Genomic DNA, 20,323 nt, shown 5'->3' on the forward strand with positions numbered 1-20,323 from the left:
CGACTCCATAGACCCCGGCGGGGCTGGGCGCGAGCAGGCGAGTGCGAGGAGCGACCCGCGATACACCTATGAGCAGCTCAGCCCGTGGTGATCACCGCGGAGCGGGGTCACGCTCGACTCTAGAGTCGCGGACTGCTCCCGACGGATATCCGGTCATGCGGTAACCAACCCGCGCATATCAGTCTGACCGCGCGTCGACACGACATGCCTCCAGCAGCCCGGCCCCGCCGGACCCATAACGCTCTGACCAGTCACGATGCCCGACATCGAGGCGGGCTCGTGCTGCCCACTTGACAGGAAGAGCCTCCATATCAGGTGTACTGACCGGAGACGTTGGTCGAGTTCGTGTGATGAGACGACCTGACTGGTCTTGAACGGGGAGGACCTCCCGTGGTTGGTGTGGAGCTGTCTGACGGCATCCATCCCCGACCACCGGAGGTCCTCGTGGTCCACGCTAATGCCCCACTCACAGAACGGGGCCGATTGCGCCTGGCGCGCCTGATAGTCGAGGGCGGCGTGTCGGTCGCTCAGGCCGCTGCACGGTTCCAGGTCTCGTGGCCGACCGCGAAACGCTGGGCCGACCGTTACCGCCTCGACGGAGCGGCGGGTATGGCCGATCGGTCCAGCCGACCGCACCACTGCCCGCGGGCGACGCCGGCACCGGTCGTGCGCCGGATCGTGCACCTGCGCTGGAAGAAACGTCTGGGCCCGGTCCAGATCGCCGACCGCGTCGGAGCCGCCCCATCGACGGTGCACCGGGTGCTGGTGCGGTGTCGGATCAATCGCCTCGCTCATGTCGACCGGGCGACCGGGGAGCCGGTGCGCCGCTATGAGCACCCTGCACCCGGGGACCTGCTGCATGTGGATGTGAAGAAGTTGGGCAACATCCCCGACGGCGGTGGCTGGCGCTATGTCGGGCGCGCCCAGGGCGATCTGAACCGGGCGGCGACACCGGGCAAACCCCGCAACCGCCATCACAACCCGAGAATGGGCACGGCGTTCGTGCACACCGTCCTCGACGATCACTCCCGTCTGGCCTACGCCGAGATCCACGACGACGAGACCGCCGCCACCGCGATCGCCGTGCTGGGTCGCGCCGTCGACTGGTTCGCTGCCCGTGGTGTCACCGTCTGCCGGGTCCTGTCGGACAACGGATCGGCCTACCGCTCCCACGCCTGGCGCGACACCTGCCACGAGCTGGGGATCACCCCGAAACGCACCCGGCCCTACCGCCCTCAGACCAACGGCAAGATCGAACGGTTCCACCGCACCCTGGCCGACGGGTGGGCTTTCGCCCGGCTCTACACCGGCGAGTCGCAACGGCGGAAAGCGCTACCCGGCTGGCTGCACGAGTACAACCATCACCGACCCCACACCGCTATCGGCGGTCTCCCACCGATCCGCAGGTTGACCAACCTGTCCGGTCAGTACAGCTAGACGAGCCCGGTCGCCGTGGCGCAGCCCCCGTGTTGGGCGAGCCCGCGCCCCGCCGGGGATCGAGCCGCGGAGACCGATCATCGAGGCCTGGCTGGCGGCCGACCGCGCGGCTCCCACAGGGCCATACCGCGCGGCGGGTCTGGCAGCGCGCCTGGGCTCCGAGCACGACGCGACGCTTGCGCTGCAACGTCGACGCTGCCGCCACACCGGCACCGGGGCACGAACAGCCGCGCCGGCGCAGCATGCGGAACGCCGTAGCCATGCGAAGAAGAAATCTCGGCAAGCCGCTCCGAGGACGCCGCCTCGACCCCACCTCGTACTGCTCGAGTCAGGTAGAGACGCCCCGCAGGTCGATCGCGTAGGCCTGCAGCGCATTCGGCGACGCGGGACTGTCCCGATCTCCGGTGTAACTTAGACCGGGCGTAGGTGGCTCGCCGTCTCACCAACGCCTGGACCAGGGCCTGGGGCCACACGGTGGTGATCGAGTCCGGGATTGCTGCTCCTCCCACCGAACCGCGGCGCCGCTGATGTGTGGTCTGCGACGGCCTCAAACTCCGACCACGCGTTTCGTGCCCTTCCTCGACTACGACGTCGAGGTCCGCCGCGTCGTCTGCTCCACGAACGCGATCGAGTCGCTCAACGCCCGCTACCGCCGCGCGATCAAGGCCCGCGGGCACTTCCCCACTGAGCAGCCGCGCCCAAGTGTCTCTACCTGGTCACCCGCTCGCTGGACCCGACGGGGAAGGGTCGAACGAGGTGGGCGATGCGCTGGAAGCCCGCCCTGAACGCCTTCGCGATCACCTTCGAAGACCGTATCGTCCCCAGCGCCACCTGATCACCATCCACGCCAGTTACACCGTTGATCGGACAGCCCCCTCGCGCCGGCTGTAAAAGCGTGTTGTAAAGGCGGCGACTTTTCGGGTGACCACGAGTGTGCCAGTCCTTGTCGGTTCGTTCATTGTCAGCCGGTCGGTCCGCGGGTGATCAGGGGGCGACGTCCGCGGGGTGGAAGTGTCGCACAACTGCGGCTCCTCGCTCCACGGTCGAGAAGTCGACGGATCTTCTGTGGTGTGCGCGGTTCATGCCCGGTGGGCTGGGTAGTCGGGGACGTCGTCGACCAAGCACTGCATCACGCGGAGAATGTTAACGGCCTGATCTGATCGGTGAGGCGTTTCAGGGTTAGGCGGATCCAGGGGCGGATTCAACCGATCGTCGCAACACCGCTTCTGTCGGCGGAATATAGCACTTCGTGGAGTGCTTCGCGAGGGGTATTCCAGATGAGCGTCTTTCGCGGTCGGGTATTCAACGAATGTGCTACAGCGGCCAGTTCAGTCGGTCCGTACCGGGACAAGTCGGTGCCCTTAGGAAAGTACTGGCGGAGTAGGCCGTTGGACGCTCCTATGTTTGTCAAGGGCGCTCGGGCTCTGTGGTGGGTCGGGTGGCGGCCTGGATGCGTCGATAGAGCCGGCGTGCGAGGGCCCGTTTGAGGGACCGACGGATGTCGCGGTGAGTCTTGCCGCGAGCGGTCGCTGCGGCGTGATAGGCGCGGGTTTCGGGGTGGCATCGAACGCGGGTGATGGCCACCGTGTGCAACGCTCGGTTGAGGTCGCGGTCGCCTCCACGGTTGAGCCGGTGGCGGATGCGTTGTCCACTGCTGGCCTCGAGCGGGGAGACTCCGGCCAGTGCTGCGAAGGCGGCTTCGTCGCGGACCCGACCGCGGTGCGACCAGGACACCAGCAGTTGCGCCGCGACGACGGGCCCGACTCCTGGCTCGGCGAGCAGCGCCGACCCGGCAGGGTGCTGGGCGACCAGTGCGGCAAGCTCGGGATCTAGCTCATCGGTCTGGTGCTGGAGGAACCGAATCCTGGCTGCTATCGAGCGCAGCGTCGAGATCGTCACCCGATGCTCGATCTCTGCGGCCGCGGGTGTCTGCAGTGCCTCGATGCGAACGAGCTGGCGAGCCAGGGACAGCCCACGCAGCTGAGCCCGCAGGTGCTCGGGAGCGACGACGATCAGGCTCTTGAGCTCGTTGATCGCCTTCGTCCGACTCACGAGGACCCCGGCCCTGGTTGCTAGGACCATCCGCAATGCCGCGCGCAGCCCTCTGGCCCTGGGCAGGGCCTGGAACTCCCGGGAGAGGGCTTCCCGGGCGGCGCGCACGGCGTCGATGTGGTCGTTCTTCGCGCCGCGGGCACGCTTGACTGCACCGACCTCGACAACTGTCTCCCCGGCCTCGACCAGGTATCGAGCCAAGCCGGCGGCGAAGCTGCCGGTGCCCTCCAGAGCCCATACCCGCTGTTGCGGGGCGTGCTCGTTGGCCCAGGCCAGCATCCGTTCGTAGCCCGGTCCGTCTGCGGTGTCGGCAAGATGGGCGCGAACGCCACCGGTGACGGTGTCGAGTACGGCCAGGTCGATGGTGTCGCGGTCGGGGTCGCCGCCGATGACGTAGTGGTACTGCTCTGCCAGCATGACCATGCGGTTGTCCTCTCACCCAGGGCGAACGCGTCGGCGCCGGCCTGGATGGAGGTCACTGGTCGCGGCAGCACTGTGAGGGGTCACGCCCGCGGGCGGACAAGCTCCTGATCAAGCCAAGACGAGTGGGCCAGGCCGGCGTCGGTGGACCACGGGACAGGTCAAACGCAAGGCACGCCAGAAGACGGCCAGTATTCTCGCGAGTCACCCCGGACCACCGGCACCAGCCTGGCCGAGCAGCCCAGCCGGGCCAGCAACGACACACTCACAGTGTTCTCGTTCGAGCCGCGTTGCCAGGGTGAGTGCGGATCGCAGAAGTAGACGAAAAGTCCGGTGTCCCCGGTCAGCTGAGTGTGGAGTGCCATCTCTGTGCCGCGATCCCAGGTCAGAGTTCGGCGCATCTTCTCGGGTAGGAAAGCGACAGCCGCGACGATCGCATCTTTGACAGCTTGGGCGCCGTGACCGGCCAGTTGGGCGCCGTTCTTGACGCGGGCATCTGTGTCGAATCCTTCCATTCTGGGGAGTGGTAGAAGCAGCGTGAAGCGAGTTCTCCGTTCAACGAGTGTCCCGATCGCTGAGCGGTTCAGACCGATGATCAGGTCGCCCTCCCAGCGGCCGGGCTGGACCCGGTCGAGGACCTCGGCAGGGCGCCGGTCGAGGGTGTGCTCGGCGGTGATGAACCCTCGCTGGTTGCGCTGCTGGCGTCGAGTGCGTGATCGGGGGGTCCGCAGGGCTTGACCAGTGCGCAAGCAGGTGACGTGCTCGCGGGACAGTGCCCCGCGACCGTCGATGTAGAGCGCCTGGTAGATGGCCTCGTGGGAGATCCGCATGCTCGGGTCGTCGGGGTAGTCGTGCTGCAGTCGTTCCGCGATCTGCTCGGGGCTCCAGGCTCGTCCCCACCGGCGATCGGCCCGTCGGGCACGGTTGCGGCCGGTGAACGCCATGTCCGGACCCGGAACGGTCACGCCGTCCTCGGTGACCAGACGGCCCGAGAGACGCTCTTCCACATAGCGACGTAAGCGTGCATTCTCTGCAAGTTTCGCCGGCTTCGGACGTGCTGCTCGGCGATCTCGGTGCCACTGTGCCACCGTCGCCCGATAAGACAAGGACCCCCCATGTGTGGCAGCGTTTCGACGTAGCTCACGAGATATCGTGGACGGGTGTCGACCGAGACGGCGCGCGATCTCGCGAACTCTCACTTTCTGGGTGTGCCAGAGCGCGATGAGCTCACGTTCCTCGAACGACAGGTAGCGGCCCGAATGCGTCTTGAAGATCGCTTGGGGTGTCACACCGCCACGTTCGCGGAACCATCGGCTTCCCACGACTTCCGACACGCCCGCTTCCACGCCCGCGTCCGTACTCGTCACGCCCCGGGCGACGGCCGCCCAGAACACGCGGCGTCGCTCCACGCGCCCGACGAGCGGCCGCCCGGGCGACACCATCGCCGGACGACCGGTCATTTTCGTGGCCCAACCTGGCTCTCGTCCCACCCGACACTTCCGCTACGAGGTGTTGCAAGGACCGGTTGAGTCTGGCAGGTCAACCGGCCCCGAAATGGATGAAGGCCGAAAATCGAGTGGAGATCAGTCCGGTAGGCGTCGGCTCGGCCTGGATCAGCGAGATGCTGGGGCACCAGTGTCGCCGGTGTCGGCGACGATAGGGAGCCGGACGATGCCGTTGATGAACATGGATCGAAGGCGATATGGTTCGCTCGTGGTGGCAAAGCGTGGTGCGCGCTTGAGTAGTTCCGTAAACAGGGTGGCGAGTTCGTTGCGGGCGAGGTGGGCGCCAAGGCAGTAGTGCGGGCCGGGCCCTCCAAAGCCGATGTGCCTATTTCGTAAGCGCCGGACGTCGAACTCGTCGGGCCGGTCGAAGTGGGACGGGTCCCGGTTCGCCGACCAGTAGAACATGGCGACCTTGGCCCGGGCGGGGACGACGCTGCCACCTATGGTCGCTGCGGTGGACAGCGTGCGGCGCATGAAGATGATCGGGGAGGACCAGCGGATGATCTCCTCGACTGCGGCCGCAGTGACGGCGTCGGGGTCGGCGAGCCAGACGGTGCGCTGGTCGGGGTGACGGGTGAGTAGGTAGAAGCCCCAGCTGATCGCATTGCGAGTGGTTTCGCTGCCGGCGGCGAGGAGCAGGATGAAGAAGCTGGCGAGCTCGTCGGGGCTCAGTCGCTCGCCCTCGATCTCGGCGTGCATCAGTGCCGAGGTCACATCGTCGGTGGGCTCCACGCGTCGTTGTTCGGCAAGTCCGTGCATGAGTCCGGTCAACTCCCGCGCGGCGGCGAGCAGAGCTGCGAAGCCGCTGCCATGACGTTCGGTATAGCCAGGATCAGCGGACCCCGCCAGCACGTTGGTGCGTTGGTGGACGAACTCGTGTAACTCCTGGGGGATCCCCATCATGTCGCAGATGATCGTCAGGGGAAACCTGCTGGCGATCGTCTCGACCGCATCGCACTCCCTGCTCCGGAGGAGGGAGTCGACCGCTGAGGAGGCCGCTCGCTGGATGCTGTCCTGTAGCCCCGCCAGTCGTTTGCGGGTGAAACCCCGGGAGACGATCCGTCTTAGCCTGGCGTGCCGCGGGTCATCGGTATGAATCATCGAGTCGAGGAATGTGCGCAGTTGGGGTGACAGGTCGGCCAGGGTCGTGGCACCGAGGCCTGAGGTGAAGATTCCCGGCGCCCGGCTCGCATCGACAATGTCGTCGTAGCGGGTCAGCGCGTAGTAGCCGGCCCCCGGATCGGGGATTGGGCGGGTCGGCGCTTCGAAGAACGGGAGCTCGGCTCGCCCACGTAGCTCGGCGAACGCGGCCGAACGAGTCTCGAGCGGTTCGGACCAGAAACCGGTGATGTCGGACAGGTCGAAACCCCATGGTTCGGCCTTGCTCATGCGAATCCTCTGAATCGTGACGTGGCCGTGAAAATTCAGACGGTCAGAGATGGACGGTGACATCCAGCCGAGTGAATCCGCGTAGGATATTGTGCAGCGCGCGCTCCTCGGAGTGGAGCTCGAACCTGGTGACCTTCTCGGCGAGGGCCTCGAAGAGGGCCCCCATCTCCAGTCGGGCGAGGTTCATGCCGACACAGATGTGTGGTCCGGCGCCGAAGCCCAGGTGGTCGGTGGGGTTGCGGCGCACGTCGAACCGGTCCGGGTCGGGGTAGCGGCGTTCGTCGCGGTTCGCGGCGCCGTAGAAGGTGATGATTCGCGAGCCGGCGGGCAGCTGGACGCCGTCGATGTCGCAATCCACAGCCACGCTGCGGGAGAAGTCCTGGATCGGCGCCTCCATGCGGAGGACCTCGTTGATCGCCGATCCGACGAGCGAGGGGTCGTGGCGGACGAGATCCCACTGATCGGGGTGCCGGGCGAACAAGGAGACGGCACTCGCGATGGCGGAGATCGTCGTGTCCAGGCTGGGGCCCATGTAATCGATCATCATGGCCGGGCACTGCTCGGCGGTGATGGTTCCGCGGGCGGCGGCGTCGTGGATCGCCTCGGACCAGCTGCCGGGCTTGAGCTTGCCGGGTACCGCCTGGGTGGTGGCGTACTCCATCATCTCGCCGAGGACGGGGAAGGAGCTGCGGGTGCGGTCGTTCATCGGCCCGAAGCAGTTGAACATCTCCGAGGCCCAGACCAGCATCCGCTCCCGGCCGTCCTCGGGCAGACCGATCAGGTCTGCAACGATCGTGACCGGTAGGTACTGGGCGAGGTCAATGACGGCGTCGAAGCGTCTACGGGTAGTCAGACGGTCGACGAGTTCCCGTGCCTGTGTGCGGATGTTGTCCTGCAGCGGGCGCAGGGCCTTCGGTGTCAGGGGCTCGGCGATCACGCTTCGTGAGACGCGGTGCGCGGCACCGTCGCTGCAGAGGGTGTTGCCCCGCAGCACCTGGTTCATCTCGTCGTTCATCATCACGCCGTCGAAGGAGGGGAAGATCTCGGGCGTGCGCAGGATGTGGGATACGGCGTCGTAGCGAGTTGCGGCGTACATGTTGTAGCGGTCAAGGAAGACGACCGGTCCGGCGTCGCGCAGCTCACGATAGGTCGGCCACGGGTCGAGCAGGACGGCGTCGGCGTAGACGTCGAGATCCGACCGAGGCCCAGTGATCGTGGTCGGACGAGTGATGGTCATGGATGGCTCCCGATAGATGAAGTTCGACGCCGCACGTCGGGCCTCCGATGCTCAGTCGGAATGCCGGTGCGGCAAAGCGGCGTGATTGATGTTGTTCGGGATGGTGGACATCTTTGCTGTGATGTCTGTTTCGTGCTGTAGGTATCGTCGCTGCAGTTCGACAAGCTTGGTCTGGATGTCGGGGTCCGGGGCGTCGGTGATATCGAAGGTCTCGAACTGCCCGATCAGCGGGATCCCGACGCGTGTAGCGGCTGTGTGGGCGGGATGTATGAGGTACTGCCAGTACGCGTCGAGGTCGGCGAGCGCGAACACGGCTCCGATGTCGTGGTCGCCGCCGATGTCTCGCCCGACGGTGTGGGACGTGACGAAGTGGTTGTCGCTGCCCGAGCGGTTCAACATGTCGATGACGGCATCGGCCTGGTCCTGGTCGACGTCGTCTCTCAGGGTGAGGCGGTTGATGTGGTAGATCATCCTGTTCGCCGATCGTCGGCCGCGTTCTCGGTGAATTCCTGTAGTCCGAGGACGGACAGCAGGCGGAGCTTGTCGTAGCTCGGGCTGCCCGGCGCGGCGGTGTAGACCAGCAGGCTGTGTGCCTGCTCGGGGTCGATCATCGTTTGGCACTCCAGTTCCAGAGGACCCACTTCGGGGTGGACGAAGCGTTTGGACCCGGGCGGCCGGAGTCCGACCTCGTGAGCGGCCCAGATCTCCCGGAACTCGGAACTGGACGACAGCAGGAGGTCGGCCAACTGTCGGGCCCTCGAGTCGGGGCCGCGCCGCGTGATGATCTCGCGCAGTCCTGCGACATACAGGCGGCCGAGGAAGGCGTGGTCCTCCGGGGCGTAGAGCATTCGTGTGGCGGGGTCGGTGAACCAGCGATAGCCGATGCTGCGGGCGGGGCCGGTGAGTGTCGCGGTGTCACCGTTGAGGGCGGTGGCGGCCGGAGTCTGACGTAGCGTCTCGCCGAGCTCAGTGACGATCTCGGCCGGAGTGTCGGCGAGCCGGTCGAAGATCCGTAGCAGACCGGGGCTGATGTGGTCCCCGGCCATGTCTCTGGAGGGAGGGTGGTGGCCGGCGAGGCGAAAAAGGTGGTCGCGTTCGGGCAGGGAAAGGTGCAGTCCCTGGGCGATGGAGGCGACCATCTGGGTCGAGGGTCGGGGTCCCCGTTCGCGCTCGAGGCGGGCGTAGTAGTCGGTAGAGATGTGGCCGAGGGCGGCGACTTCTTCTCTGCGTAGTCCGTTGGTTCTGCGTCGTTGTCCGCGGGGGAGCCCGACGTCCTCGGGCTGGAGTGCTTCGCGGCGGTGACGGAGGAACGCCGCCAGCCCTGCACGATCGATCACGATGTCCTCCGCGGTGTTCGGTGATGGTTCGTTCGTACCGGTTGCCTCGAGGCCCAGCCACGGCCTGTCGATCCCCCTCTCGGTTGCGGCCGCCGGGGTGCGGCAGCGGTCCGGTCAACCGGGGATTGAGAGGCCGTGGCGGCCCGGGAGGCGTGGCTGCAGGCTGCGGAAGACCCGCAGTCACAACAGAGGAGCGACCATGACGTCCGAAGGACCAACACCACCCGAGATGAACACCGAGCCCGCTCGGCCGGTCACCGTCGGCTCCGTCGCTCGGCAGGCGATCGAGCGCTCGGGAGGCGTGTCCGGCATCGTCGTCACGGCCGCTCCGATCGTCGCGTTCGTCGCGGTGAACGCCCTCAGCGGACCGGGCTGGGCGGCAGCCGCCGTCGGCGTGACCGCCGTCGTGGTCCTGGGCCTGCGGCTGGCCCGGCGGAAGTCCTTGCGGGGGCCCCTGGGCGGGCTCGGCGTCGCCGTGGTCTGCGCGCTCGTCGCTGTGGCGACTGGTGAGGCACGGGCCTTCTTCCTGCTCCCGAGCCTGCTCCCGGCGGTCCTGCTGGTCCTGTTCGTCGGGTCGGTCATCGTTGGCCGACCGGCGACTGGCATCTTGCTGAATCGTCTGGCCGGCGGCCCGACCGACTGGCGGACTCGGCCTCGGTTGATGCGGGTCTACGTCCTCACCACGCTCGCCGGGATCGGCATCCATATCACCAACTTGACCGTCCGGATCGTGCTGTATCTGGCCGACCAGCCGGCGTGGTTGGCCGTCGTGCAGATCGCCGTCGGACCGGTGGTCGCCACGCTGGTCGTCACCACGCTCATCGCTGCCCGCCGCGTCATGCGCCGCGGCGCGCCCCCGGTACCCGACAAGGACACGCTCCAGCTGACCTGAGCGCTCTTTGTTTCACAACGGACCAGCCTAGGCGAAGTAGCGCCGGAGTTGCCATCCTGTCCGGACACAGGAACCCTAGAGTGCAGCGATCTGGATAGACTCGCTCGCCGATCTAGCGAAGGCAGGAATCACCGGCACGATGTGCTTATCCCTACCGGGATTCGGCTCTGCGTTCCCTGATCGACTCGTAGTCGATGTGACCGGTTGTCGAGAACCGGTAAGATCGGAGAGGTGTCGACGACTGGAGGTGACGACCCCCTCAAGATCGTGAGAGGGTCGTCAAGGCGAAGGGAGTGGGCGGAGATCTGCCGGCTGCACCGGGCTGACGGTGTGTCGATCAGTGAGGTTGCTCGGCGGTTGCAAATCTTCCGGAACGCGTTGCGGTCGGCGTGGAGCTCGGACCGGGCGCCGAAGTAACAGCGTCCGCCGCGGAACTCGTCGGTAGATGCTGTCGAGACAGTTTCCCACTCACCGCTGGCCGGAACGGCATCGCCGGGTCCAAGCTCGCGCGGACGCAGGCGCACCTACTTCGGCTGTGGGACGGTCACCCGGTGACTTGCGCCGCGACAATGGAGGCGGCGGGTCGCTCGTTCGTCGTTCTCGTCGCGACCGAGCCGGAATGGGAACGCCGGGGCTACGGCGAAACCGTGTGACTCGCAAGGCCCCGCACGAGGGTCAGGGCTAGCTACCGGCCTGACCCTGGTCACGCCGCACGTAACCGCCCCCGGCGCGCTTGTGCACCAGCGGATCGGGTTCATCCGAACACCTTGATGGGTTCCTCACCATCGGCGGATGACGGGAAACATGGGATCGGCGGGCCCTGGTTGTGGTCGCCGGCGCCGGGTTAGAACAGCGCCATGACAGCCCCAAACACCCGGCCGGTCGGCGGACGGGTCGTCGACCCCGCCACTCGCGACCACCAAGAAGACCAGGTCGACCTGCTGCTGCAGTCGGTGCAGGTGGGCGACCCCCTGGCCGATGCCGTCGTCGCCGAGTTCGACGAACTCGGCGACGACGCGAAGGACGCTCTGCGACACGGTCTCGTTGCTGGCAGGGCCAGCGTGCCCGACGCGCCACCCGAGGTCGACGCGTTGCTCGCCGATGCCGAGACCGTGCCCGACTGGGTCGACACCGAGCTGCTGGCACAGGGAGACAAGGTGTCGCTGGCCGTGCCGGACCCGTGGAACCGGGTCGCGTTCTCCGCAGGCTCACTGACCCACACCTACAGCTCTCCGACGATCGCCCGGCTGCTGGTGGGTACGGGACGGCTGACCTCCACCGCGCCCCGACGGATCGCCGAGACCGGGCTGTGGAACGCCGCAGTGGTCCTGCCCGGGGGACTGCTGACCGGTGCCCCCGGCTACGTGCAGACGGTGCAGGTCCGGCTGCTGCACGCGCGGGTACGCGCCTCGGCCCTCGCGCACGGCTGGGACAGCGCCCGGTGGGGGGCACCGATCAACCAGGCCGACATCGCCCGGACCTGGCTGGACTTCACTCTGGTCCCCTTCTCTCTCCTGGAGATCGTTGGTTACCGGCTCACTGAGGTCGAGCAGCGCCGCCTATACAGCTACTGGTACCGAGTGGCTCATCTGCTGGGCCTCGACGAACGGTTCTTCGTCGGTGTGGAGAGCCACCAGCAGGCCGACACCCTGTGCAACCTGTTCGACTCGACCCTCGCGCCGCCGGATGAGAACAGCAGAGCGCTGGTCGCAGCGTTGTACGGCGCGGCCGCCACCGGCCTCGCCGCCACACCGCAGTCACCGATGGACGAACAGGCCTGGCGCGAGCTGCTGCACGCGGTCGCACGGCGCCACCACGGCGACGAGGCCGCCGATGCCCTCGCGATCCCGCCTTCCCCACTCACCCCGCTGCTGCCCCTGATCGCTCTCGCGGAATCCAGGACACGTGCACACCAGCTCCGCTTCCCCGAGGTCCTGCGGCAGGCCGAGCAGGCGGGAATCGACCGTTTCCGCGCGTTCACCACGCTCCTGACTGACCACACCGCCTACCAGACGCACATGGAGGGAACGCGGTGAGCGCGACGCACGACGACCCACAGCTGGCGCACTGCACGCCCCCACCCTCACCGTCGACGACCCCGACGAGCTGTTCTCTGGCGACGACTTCTCCCACCCGCACGTCGTCCTCGCCGCAGTACGGGCGAAGAAGTCGGTGCGTGAGCTCACGCTGCCCGACGGCAAGGCGTGGTTGCTGACCCACTACGCGGACGTGCGTGCAGCGCTCATCGACCGCGACAGAACAAGGACTGGCGCTACAGCCTGCCCGCCGAGCAGCGCACCGACCACGCAGCCGCGGCGATGCCGATGATGCTGCTAATGGATCCGCCAGACCACACCCGGCTGCGCAAACTGGTCAGCCGATCATTCACAGTGCGGCGAATGAACGAATTGGCGCCGCGGATAACGCAGATCACCCAGCAGCTGCTCGACGAGCTCCCCGCATTCGAGACGGTGGACTTGGTGTGGGCCCGTACGCGTCGGTGATCCCGGTCCGGGTGATCTGCAAGTTGCTCGGTGTCCCCGTCGAGGATCGCGAACAGCTTGCCACCCTAGCCCTGGGCTAACGGGTGGGGCTCGATCCGTGCCCGATCGTCACGCTGTCACGCCGAGTGCGCTTGGGCGATCGACCACGCTGTCGGGGATCGGTACCGCGGTCGAGCGTGTTGATGGGATGACGCCGTGGAGCGTCGACGTTCAGGGCAGGCGCTCGGGGTGAGCAGAGTGATCGTCCTGTTAGAGCTAAGCTGGTCCAACAAGTGTCGATCCGGGAGCGTGTGCACTGTGGCCCCTCGCGGGACGTCACGTCGGATTGCGGACGAGTTGCGTGTGCGACTGACGGAGGTCGACTACGCCTGGGTCTCGCCGGTGGTCTTCTGCCGGAGCCTCTCATAGGGCGTCTGCCCGCCGAGGCCTCCGTGGGGGCGGTGGTAGTTGTAGTAGTCCTCCCACTCGCGCAGCTTGTCGTCGAAGGTCTTGCTGTCGTCGATGACGACGCCGTCGAGGAGTCGGTAGAACTCCTCGGCGTCGATGCGGTGCGAGCGCTCCACCTTCCCGTTCAGGCGCGGGGTGCGGGGCTTGATGTAGGCGTGCTGGATGCCCTTGTCGAGGGCGTGCCAGTGGAACCCGGACTGGAACTCGGCACCGTTGTCGGTCTGGATCACGTCGACCTTGAACGGCAAGCGTTCGAGCACGTGGTCGAGGAACGCGACCGCGGTCTTCTGGTCGGCCTTCGGGTAGATCTTGAGCACCCGCAGCCGAGTGCAGTCGTCGATCGCGGTGAACTGGTAGAAGCGCCGCCGGCGCCGCCCGGCCAGCTTCGTCGGCTCGCCCATCGGGTTCCCGACCTCCACGGCGGGAGCGGACTTCGACCTGGCAGGGCTGTTGTCGGCCGCGGCCGGGATCGCTTCGACGAACTTGACGTCGATCTGGACCCGGTGGCCGGGCTGGGCCTTCTCATAGCGCTTCCACCGGCGGTCACGGCGCTGGTAGCGCTGCGAGGCCGGCAGACGGTTGAGGTCGAGACGCTTGAGGATCCGCCACACACCGGACGGGCTGATCGTGACGTCGTGGTAGCGGGCCAGGTACATGACGATCTTCCTGGGGCCGAAGTGATAGGTGCGGCGCAGGTGCACGATCTTGTCGACGACCTCGGCTTGGGTGGCGTTCGGGCTGTGGTGTGGGCGGTGGGAGCGCTCGCGCAGCCCTTCGGGGCCGTCGGCCTCGAAGCGGCGTAGCCAGGTGTAGTAGCACTGGCGGCTGATGCCGTAGTAGCGGCAGGTCATCGCGACGTTGCCGCTGACTTCCTCGGCGTGGCGCAGCACCGCCAGGCGGCGACGGACCTGGCGGTCCTGCAGTGGATCACTCACGAACAGGTCTCCTAATGATCAAGAGACCCAGGTGTCAACCCTCACCGTCAGTTCTAGAACTAGCCGAGCAGTGCGACGTTGCTCGGGGGACTGTGCGCGTCGCCCTGGTAGCACTCGTGGATGAGAGCTTGGTCGAAGTCGTCCCGGGCGTCAGTCGGCGAGCTGCTGGCGGGCACAGCGTGGATCGGACCAGCGCGTACAGCCGTATCGCCCACGACTTCGCCGAGCAGATTCATGCCGGCGTCCTTGGACCGGGTGCACCGTTGCCGAGTGAGGCGACCGTGATGGAGCAGTACGACGTCTCCCGGAACACGGCACGACGAGCATTCAAGGTGCTGGCTGAGTCCGGGGCTGTAGTTGTGCGGCACGGGGTCGGCGCATTCGTGCGGCCTGCTGAGCCCTGACCGAGGGCGCTACGGTCGCTCCATGACGAGCCCGGAGGGCGTCTCGCCGGACGTCTGGCATGTGCACGGCGAGCGCGTGATCTACGCCAACGAGTGGGTCACCGTCGGCCTGGCCGACATCTCTCAGCCGTCCGGCGATCGCTTCGAGCATCACACCGTCACGCTTCCCGCGGCGGCCATGATGGTCGTCCTGGACGACGACGGACGCAATGTCCTGCTGTCCTGGCGGCACCGCTTCGTGCAGGATCTGTGGAACTGGGAACTCCCCGGTGGCCTGGTCGACGATGGCGAGTCGCCTGCCGAGACCGCGGCTCGCGAGGTCGAGGAAGAGACCGGCTACCGGCCCCGGACGGTCGAGCATTTCGTGACGTTCGAGCCTATGGCCGGGACCGTGCGCAGCTCGCACCATGTCTTCCTCGCGCGCGGCGCCGAGCGGGTCGCCGATCCGACGGAGCTCAACGAGGGCATCCTCTGTTGGGTGCCGCTTGCGGACGTCCCAGGGCTGATTGCGACCGGCAAGATCGGCAACTCCGGCGCGCTGGTCGGGCTGCTGCACGTTCTGGCGTTGTCCGGGCCTTCGGCGCCGTCACGGTTTGAGTAGCTCGTGGATTCGCGTCGCCGCCTGACCGGCCGAGTCCGGCCGGCCAGGCGGCCAGCGCGTTCCGCCGGGGCTCGCGACTCGGCGACCTCACAGTGCGCCCGCCGTGCCAGCGAGGTCCGCGCGCATGCTGACCTCCGCTCGGCCTACTGATCTTCGAACATCACAACCAGAGCGGTCCCGAGGTCGTAGGTACTGCCGTTTCGCCAGGCCTGCGTTGTGCTGACGACCCGACTGCTCGATCTCCGCGGTCCGTTACTCCTGGTCGACATACATCGGCGTCACCACTCACGCAGGGCTCCGTTCACTGGTTAGATCTGCTGGCCCGCAATCTTTCTGATCGACTCCCCGACTCGACACCACACCTGTTCTCAGAATCAGGTACGGTTGATCGGCTCGCGCCATCAAGCGGGTGCTTCTTCACTGTTTGCGCTTGTAGCGGACGAACTATCGGTAGCGCTCGACGTCGGAGAATGCGAGGTGCGTCGGCGAGGAATGAGTGCAATGAATACCGCCCCGAGAAGTGCGGGTATGGCGAACCCGTAGAAGTTCCACTCGAATCCGATGCCGGCAGCCAGAACCCAGCCCCCGAAGAGCGGGCCGATGATTGCTCCGATTCGGCCGACTCCGAGCGACCAACCGAGAGCGGTGGCTCGGATTCTAGCCGGGTAATAGACCGCGACGAATCCGTTGATCAGGATCTGGGTGCCGACACTACCGAGTCCGGCCACGGCGACGGCGACCATGAGTAGTCCGGTGCCGACCTGCTGACTCAGCACGAGCAGGCAGGTCGTGGCGAGCAGAAAGGCTGCGATAGTGACGGGCTTGGGCCCGAATCGGTCGGCGAGCAGGGATGCGGCGATGCCGCCCACGATCGCGCCGAGGTTGAGGACGAGCAGGAACGTCAGGGCCGACCCCAGTGGATACCCAGCTTGTCGCATGATCTGGGGCAGCCACGTGTTGAGGCCGTATACCAGGAGCAGACCACAGAAGCTGGTGGTCCCAAACAGGAGCGTGGCGCTGGCAGAGCCGGGCCGAAACAAGGCCCTGGGGCCTGACGGTCCGGCGGCCGAAGCGCGTTCGAGGCGCAGGGCGTCGAGATCGAGCCCGTAGCGTTCGGCCAGTGCAGCTGCCTCGTCGTCGCGGCCCTTGGCGAGCAGGAATCCGACCGATTCCGGAAGAAACTTCCAGGCCAGTGGGAGGATGATCAGTAGTGGGGCGGCGCCGATCGCGAACAGCAGTCGCCAACCGTGCTCGGCGAGGAAAGCAAGCGCAAGGACGGCTGCCAGCACACCGCCGACCGAGTAGCCTGCGAACATCAACGCGTTGTACAGCTGCCGTCGTCGGGGTGGAGCGTACTCGACCGTCAGAGCGACTGCTGACGGGATGACCCCGCCCAGGCCGAGACCAGCCAGGAACCGTGCGATGCCGAGGGTCGTCGGGTCCGGGGCCAGCGCACACGCGATCATGAGCACCGAGAACACCGTGATACCGATGAGCATCGTTCGGCGGCGGCCGATGACGTCGGTGATCGCACCGGCGGCGAGGGCTCCGATGAGCATGCCCATCAGGGCGTAGCTGCCGATCGCGCCGGCTTGGGCGGGGCCCATGTCCCAGCCGGGCTCGGTCAGCAGGCTGGGCACTGCGGATCCGTAGACGATCAGGTCGTAGCCGTCGAAGACGATGGTGAGGAAGCACAGGGCGACCACGGAAAGTCCTGATCGCGCGGGTCCGGTCGACAGTGACACGGGGACCACCTTTCACTGGATGTATCGCCCCCGCGGTGCAACAAGCCCGGCGGTGGGGGTACGAGAGTGGTACTTCAGGGATAGTGCGGTGGGCGAGAAGTTCAGGTCAGGTTGTCCTGAACGCTCGACAGCTACCGCGGAGGGGCTCGCGTGATCAGAGGTCGAGAGTGATCTTTGGGGTTTTCGATCTGCTGACGCAGATCATCATGGTGTTTCCGGAGTCGCGTTCGGCATCGTCGAGTACTGTGTCCCGGTGCAGAGGAACCCCGGCGAGGACTCGGGTTTCGCAGGTGCCGCAGTAGCCTTCCTCGCAAGAATAGTCGAGCTGTGGTGCTCGTTCCAGAACCGTCTCCAGCACGGTCTTGTCTGGTGGGACGGAGAGGGTGACGCCGGTGCGGGCAAGCTCCACCTCGAATGCCGAGTCCTCGCAGTTCGCACTGTTTTGTGGTGGCGAGTTTGGGGGCGCGCCGAAGCGTTCCAAGTGTAAAGCCCCGGGTGGGAGCCGTGCCGCGCAGTGTTGTTCCACGGCTTGCAAGAGACCGTCGGGGCCGCAGCAGTAGATGGCGGTGTCGTTGTCCGCATGGCCGACGATCTCCTCCAGGTCGAGTAGGCCGTCGATGTCCTGCGGTACGAGGGTGGTCGTACCTCCTTGGAGGTCGGCGATCTCCTGCCGGAAGGCCATCGTGTCCAGCGAGCGTCCACCGTAGATCAGCTGCCACGGAGCTGTGACATCGCCAAGCATTGCGAGGATCGGGGTGATGCCGATACCGCCCGCAATGAATAGATAGCGGTCCGCCGGCACAAGGGGGAAGCGGTTGCGCGGCGCGCTGACACGCATCGTCGTCCCGGTGAGGTGCGTGTTATGCACTTCGAGCGAGCCGCCTCGCCCGTGCTCCTCTCGCAAGACGCCGATGCGGTAGTGCGTCCGGTCGGTAGGGTTGCTGCACAACGAGTACTGGCGGATTCGACCGGACGGCAAGGTCACATCGATGTGCGCTCCCGGTTGCCATTCTGGCAGCAGCTCTCCGTCTGGGTGCACGAGGTGCAGCCCGAGTACACCAACTGCCTCCGTCGTGGTCCGCTGGACAAGCAGGTCCAGGCCGCTGGCGGTGGTCAATGTGACCTCCTCAGGACGAGTCGCGGCCGGTGACGGGCTCTTCGAGAGTCAGGCCGAGAGCGTCGATGACCGGTGCATCGGAGAACGAGAACAGCAGCGCGTCGTTGGTAGTGGTGTTGCTGTGGTCGTGAACGGCCCACACCGGGACTGCGAAGGTGTCGCCCTTGCTCCATGCCAAGCGACGGTTGCCGACCGTGGACACCCCGGAGCCGGAGACGACATGGTAGACGACGCTGTGCGAGTGGCGGTGCGCCGATGTCTGGGTGCCGGGCCGCAGTAGCTGCATGGCCGCGGAAAGCGTCGGCATGATCGGGCCACAGGTCTCTGGATCCCGGTATTCGACGATGATGTCGTCGAACGGGTCACCCGGTCCGGAGCGACGGGCATCGAGTTCGGAGCGCATCTGTGCGAAGGGGAACGCGTGCGGCGTGACATCGGCGGGTGAGGGCAGCGCCAGCACTGATGCGTCGCCCTCGGTGAACTCGGCGAACACAGCCGGCAGATCGTGGATGAGTGGAAGGTCTAGTCCGTCCAACCAGATCATCGGTGCCGTCGCTGCGGCCGAGTGGCCGTGGCCGTGCCAGGTCCAGTTCGGGGTACGGATCACGTCACCGGGGGCCATCTCGTAGCGCGTGCCGTCGACGTCGGTCCAGCCCGACTCGCCTTCGATGATGAACCGGAGCGCGGCCGGCGTGTGGCGGTGCGGCGGCGCCGCCTCGCCGGGAAGCACCAGCTGCAGCGCCGCCCACAGCGTGTCGGTCGAGCGAGCCAGCTGACCAGGGCGAGTGCCGGGATTGTCGAACGCGATGACCCGCCGGTCGGACTCCTCCGGCGTCACCAGCGAGCCTGCCTCGGTCAGTAGTTCGCGGGCCTCGGCGTACGGCCACAGGTACGGCACCATCGCGGTGGACGGTGCCTTCGTCAATGCACCACTCATTCGCCACAAGGCCCCGTAGTGTCGGTCGGCGAGACGGTCGTAGTAGCTGTCGAGCTGGGCAGTCATGCGGCGTCTCCGATACGGACGGGGAGGCTCGAAAGGCCTCGGAAACGAACGTTGGGGTTGAAAACCGGGGCTCCGGCGAGTTTCAGATCCGGCAGTCGGCGGGCGAGCCGGGGCAGGACAACGCGGGCTTCCAAACGGGCCAGTTGGTTCCCCAGGCACGTGTGTACGCCGAAACCGAACGCGAGGTGCCCATTGGGTTTGCGGCTCAGATCTAGCCGCTCTGGCTCGGCGAACTCCTGCTCGTCACGATTCGCCGAGGCCTGGCACAGCACGACCTCGGTTCCCGCCGGCAACGAACCGGACGGTAGTTCGATGGGGGCGGTGGTCCGTCTGCCCTGCAGCTGCAGCGGCGATACGTAGCGGACGATCTCCTCGACGGCGACGTTCACGGCGCGGTCGTCGATCTCAGCCAGGCGGGCGAACTCGGTGGGGTGCTGCAGCAGACCGTGGGTGCCCACGGCGATCAGGTTGGTGGTCGTTTCGTGGCCGCCGTTGAAGACGAGCAAACACATGTGAACGCTCTCGTCTGGCGTGATGGCCGCACCATCCGACTCGGCGGCAACCACCGCTTCGAGCACACTCGACGGAGTCCCGTCGACGCCGCGTCTGCGCACCTCGGCCAGCCGCTCGGTGATGTAGTCGACGAACTTGCCCGCCGCGGCGTGCCCCGCCTCGATGATCTCGTCGGGAACTCGCGGGTTGAGCGGGAACAGCACCTGTAGCCCGAGCTGCCGCAGCAGCGGCGCGTCCTCCGGTGGCACCCCCAGGATTCGGGTGATCATCGAGGCCGGGATGTGCTCGGCGAAGTCGGTGACGAGATCGAACGTTCCGGATTCGGCCATGTTATCGAGGAGCTGGTCCACGGTAGCCTCGAGGAAGGCTTGGAAGCCCGCGATGTTGGACCGGGTAAAGAACGGATTGACGATCTCGCGCAGTCGGTCGTGGTCGGGCGGGTCGCGAAACAGCATCCCGGTGGTGTGGTGCGCCAGTAGCGGGCCCTCGCCGAAGCGTTCGCGGAACATCTCGTCCTTAGCCACCGATGCGGTGGGGTCACGCCACACAGCTCGTACGTCCCGGTAGCGGGTGAGGAGTACGGACCCGTCTGCGTTCGCGTGGATCGGATCGCCCTCACGCAGGCCCCGCAACCAGGGATACGGGTCGTCGATGTAGCCGTCGGGCACGTCGAAGATGTCGAACCGGCGCGCAGCCGACTCTGTCAGTACGTCCACAGTGACCTACCTAAGGAAGTCCCCGAGCGTCCCCTGGGGCGCCCGGAACGGATGGTGGTGGATCGACGG

Annotated in this window: 15 protein-coding genes and 3 pseudogenes; 6 read left to right on the forward strand and 12 right to left on the reverse strand. The window is 66.7% G+C overall.

Annotation, left to right across the window (positions count from 1 at the left end; all coding sequences use genetic code 11):
* The first annotated feature begins 444 nt into the window (after positions 1 to 444).
* A complete protein-coding gene (locus AD017_RS29905; RefSeq protein WP_060577454.1) occupies positions 445 to 1,437 on the forward strand; it encodes an IS481 family transposase in 993 nt (330 codons plus the stop codon).
* A 566-nt stretch (positions 1,438 to 2,003) separates the two neighbouring features.
* Positions 2,004 to 2,272 (forward strand): annotated as a pseudogene (locus AD017_RS33860) (transposase); the annotation flags it as partial.
* Between the two features lie 366 nt (positions 2,273 to 2,638).
* Here AD017_RS33860 and AD017_RS36725 read toward each other — a convergent pair.
* The 7 genes and pseudogenes from AD017_RS36725 to AD017_RS29935 all read right to left on the reverse strand — a co-directional run.
* A pseudogene (locus AD017_RS36725) lies at positions 2,639 to 2,830 on the reverse strand (IS30 family transposase); the annotation flags it as partial.
* 14 nt (positions 2,831 to 2,844) lie between these two features.
* On the reverse strand, positions 2,845 to 3,912 hold the full coding sequence (locus AD017_RS29910) for an IS110 family transposase (RefSeq protein ID WP_060577056.1): 1,068 nt from the start codon (positions 3,910 to 3,912) through the stop codon (positions 2,845 to 2,847).
* 266 nt (positions 3,913 to 4,178) lie between these two features.
* A pseudogene (locus AD017_RS33870) lies at positions 4,179 to 5,369 on the reverse strand (IS30 family transposase); the annotation flags it as partial.
* A gap of 153 nt (positions 5,370 to 5,522) precedes the next feature.
* Positions 5,523 to 6,803, reverse strand: coding sequence for a cytochrome P450 (locus AD017_RS29920; protein ID WP_060577058.1), 1,281 nt, complete (start codon positions 6,801 to 6,803; stop codon positions 5,523 to 5,525).
* A 43-nt stretch (positions 6,804 to 6,846) separates the two neighbouring features.
* Positions 6,847 to 8,040, reverse strand: coding sequence for a cytochrome P450 (locus AD017_RS29925; RefSeq protein WP_060577059.1), 1,194 nt, complete (start codon positions 8,038 to 8,040; stop codon positions 6,847 to 6,849).
* Between the two features lie 51 nt (positions 8,041 to 8,091).
* A complete protein-coding gene (locus AD017_RS29930) occupies positions 8,092 to 8,511 on the reverse strand; it encodes a Dabb family protein (protein ID WP_060577060.1) in 420 nt (139 codons plus the stop codon).
* A complete protein-coding gene (locus AD017_RS29935; RefSeq protein ID WP_082538510.1) occupies positions 8,508 to 9,377 on the reverse strand; it encodes a helix-turn-helix transcriptional regulator in 870 nt (289 codons plus the stop codon). The genes AD017_RS29930 and AD017_RS29935 overlap by 4 nt, the downstream gene beginning before the upstream one ends.
* Before the next feature lie 229 nt (positions 9,378 to 9,606).
* On the opposite strand from AD017_RS29935, the gene AD017_RS29940 reads away from it, so the two are divergent.
* Entirely contained in the window at positions 9,607 to 10,269 is a 663-nt protein-coding gene (locus AD017_RS29940; RefSeq protein WP_060577062.1) for a DUF3159 domain-containing protein, read from the forward strand.
* 857 nt (positions 10,270 to 11,126) lie between these two features.
* On the forward strand, positions 11,127 to 12,305 hold the full coding sequence (locus tag AD017_RS29945; RefSeq protein ID WP_060577063.1) for an oxygenase MpaB family protein: 1,179 nt from the start codon (positions 11,127 to 11,129) through the stop codon (positions 12,303 to 12,305).
* Between the two features lie 830 nt (positions 12,306 to 13,135).
* Here the strand turns inward: AD017_RS29945 and AD017_RS29955 are convergent.
* Positions 13,136 to 14,155, reverse strand: coding sequence for an IS481 family transposase (locus AD017_RS29955; RefSeq protein ID WP_060577065.1), 1,020 nt, complete (start codon positions 14,153 to 14,155; stop codon positions 13,136 to 13,138).
* Between the two features lie 14 nt (positions 14,156 to 14,169).
* Here AD017_RS29955 and AD017_RS37595 point away from each other — a divergent pair, with 14 nt between their 5' ends.
* A complete protein-coding gene (locus AD017_RS37595; protein WP_082538508.1) occupies positions 14,170 to 14,559 on the forward strand; it encodes a GntR family transcriptional regulator in 390 nt (129 codons plus the stop codon).
* Between the two features lie 22 nt (positions 14,560 to 14,581).
* Positions 14,582 to 15,160 (forward strand): NUDIX hydrolase, encoded by a 579-nt coding sequence (locus tag AD017_RS29960; protein ID WP_060577066.1) that lies wholly within the window; start codon positions 14,582 to 14,584, stop codon positions 15,158 to 15,160.
* A 401-nt stretch (positions 15,161 to 15,561) separates the two neighbouring features.
* Here AD017_RS29960 and AD017_RS29965 read toward each other — a convergent pair whose 3' ends face one another.
* The 4 genes from AD017_RS29965 to AD017_RS29980 form a co-directional block, all read right to left on the reverse strand.
* Positions 15,562 to 16,905, reverse strand: a complete 1,344-nt coding sequence (locus tag AD017_RS29965) for an aromatic acid/H+ symport family MFS transporter (protein WP_082538507.1) — start codon at positions 16,903 to 16,905, stop codon at positions 15,562 to 15,564.
* Positions 16,906 to 17,059: 154 nt separating this feature from the next.
* Positions 17,060 to 18,022: a PDR/VanB family oxidoreductase gene (locus tag AD017_RS29970; protein WP_168172350.1), complete on the reverse strand. Its 963-nt coding sequence runs from the start codon at positions 18,020 to 18,022 to the stop codon at positions 17,060 to 17,062.
* Positions 18,023 to 18,032: 10 nt separating this feature from the next.
* Entirely contained in the window at positions 18,033 to 19,025 is a 993-nt protein-coding gene (locus tag AD017_RS29975; RefSeq protein WP_060577068.1) for a cupin domain-containing protein, read from the reverse strand.
* Entirely contained in the window at positions 19,022 to 20,254 is a 1,233-nt protein-coding gene (locus AD017_RS29980; protein WP_060577069.1) for a cytochrome P450, read from the reverse strand. Before AD017_RS29980 ends, AD017_RS29975 begins: the two co-directional genes overlap by 4 nt.
* Positions 20,255 to 20,323 lie beyond the last annotated feature (69 nt).

The organism is Pseudonocardia sp. EC080619-01, from assembly GCF_001420995.1.
Lineage (GTDB): Bacteria > Actinomycetota > Actinomycetes > Mycobacteriales > Pseudonocardiaceae > Pseudonocardia.

Coding starts and splice junctions, on each gene's coding strand:
- AD017_RS29925 (WP_060577059.1), bottom strand. CDS start 8,040: ATGACCATCACTCGTCCGACCACGATCACTGGGCCTCGGTCGGATCTC.
- AD017_RS29940 (WP_060577062.1), top strand. CDS start 9,607: ATGAACACCGAGCCCGCTCGGCCGGTCACCGTCGGCTCCGTCGCTCGG.
- AD017_RS29945 (WP_060577063.1), top strand. CDS start 11,127: ATGACAGCCCCAAACACCCGGCCGGTCGGCGGACGGGTCGTCGACCCC.
- AD017_RS29910 (WP_060577056.1), bottom strand. CDS start 3,912: ATGGTCATGCTGGCAGAGCAGTACCACTACGTCATCGGCGGCGACCCC.
- AD017_RS29920 (WP_060577058.1), bottom strand. CDS start 6,803: ATGAGCAAGGCCGAACCATGGGGTTTCGACCTGTCCGACATCACCGGT.
- AD017_RS37595 (WP_082538508.1), top strand. CDS start 14,170: ATGATCAAGAGACCCAGGTGTCAACCCTCACCGTCAGTTCTAGAACTA.
- AD017_RS29960 (WP_060577066.1), top strand. CDS start 14,582: ATGACGAGCCCGGAGGGCGTCTCGCCGGACGTCTGGCATGTGCACGGC.
- AD017_RS29930 (WP_060577060.1), bottom strand. CDS start 8,511: ATGATCTACCACATCAACCGCCTCACCCTGAGAGACGACGTCGACCAG.
- AD017_RS29975 (WP_060577068.1), bottom strand. CDS start 19,025: ATGACTGCCCAGCTCGACAGCTACTACGACCGTCTCGCCGACCGACAC.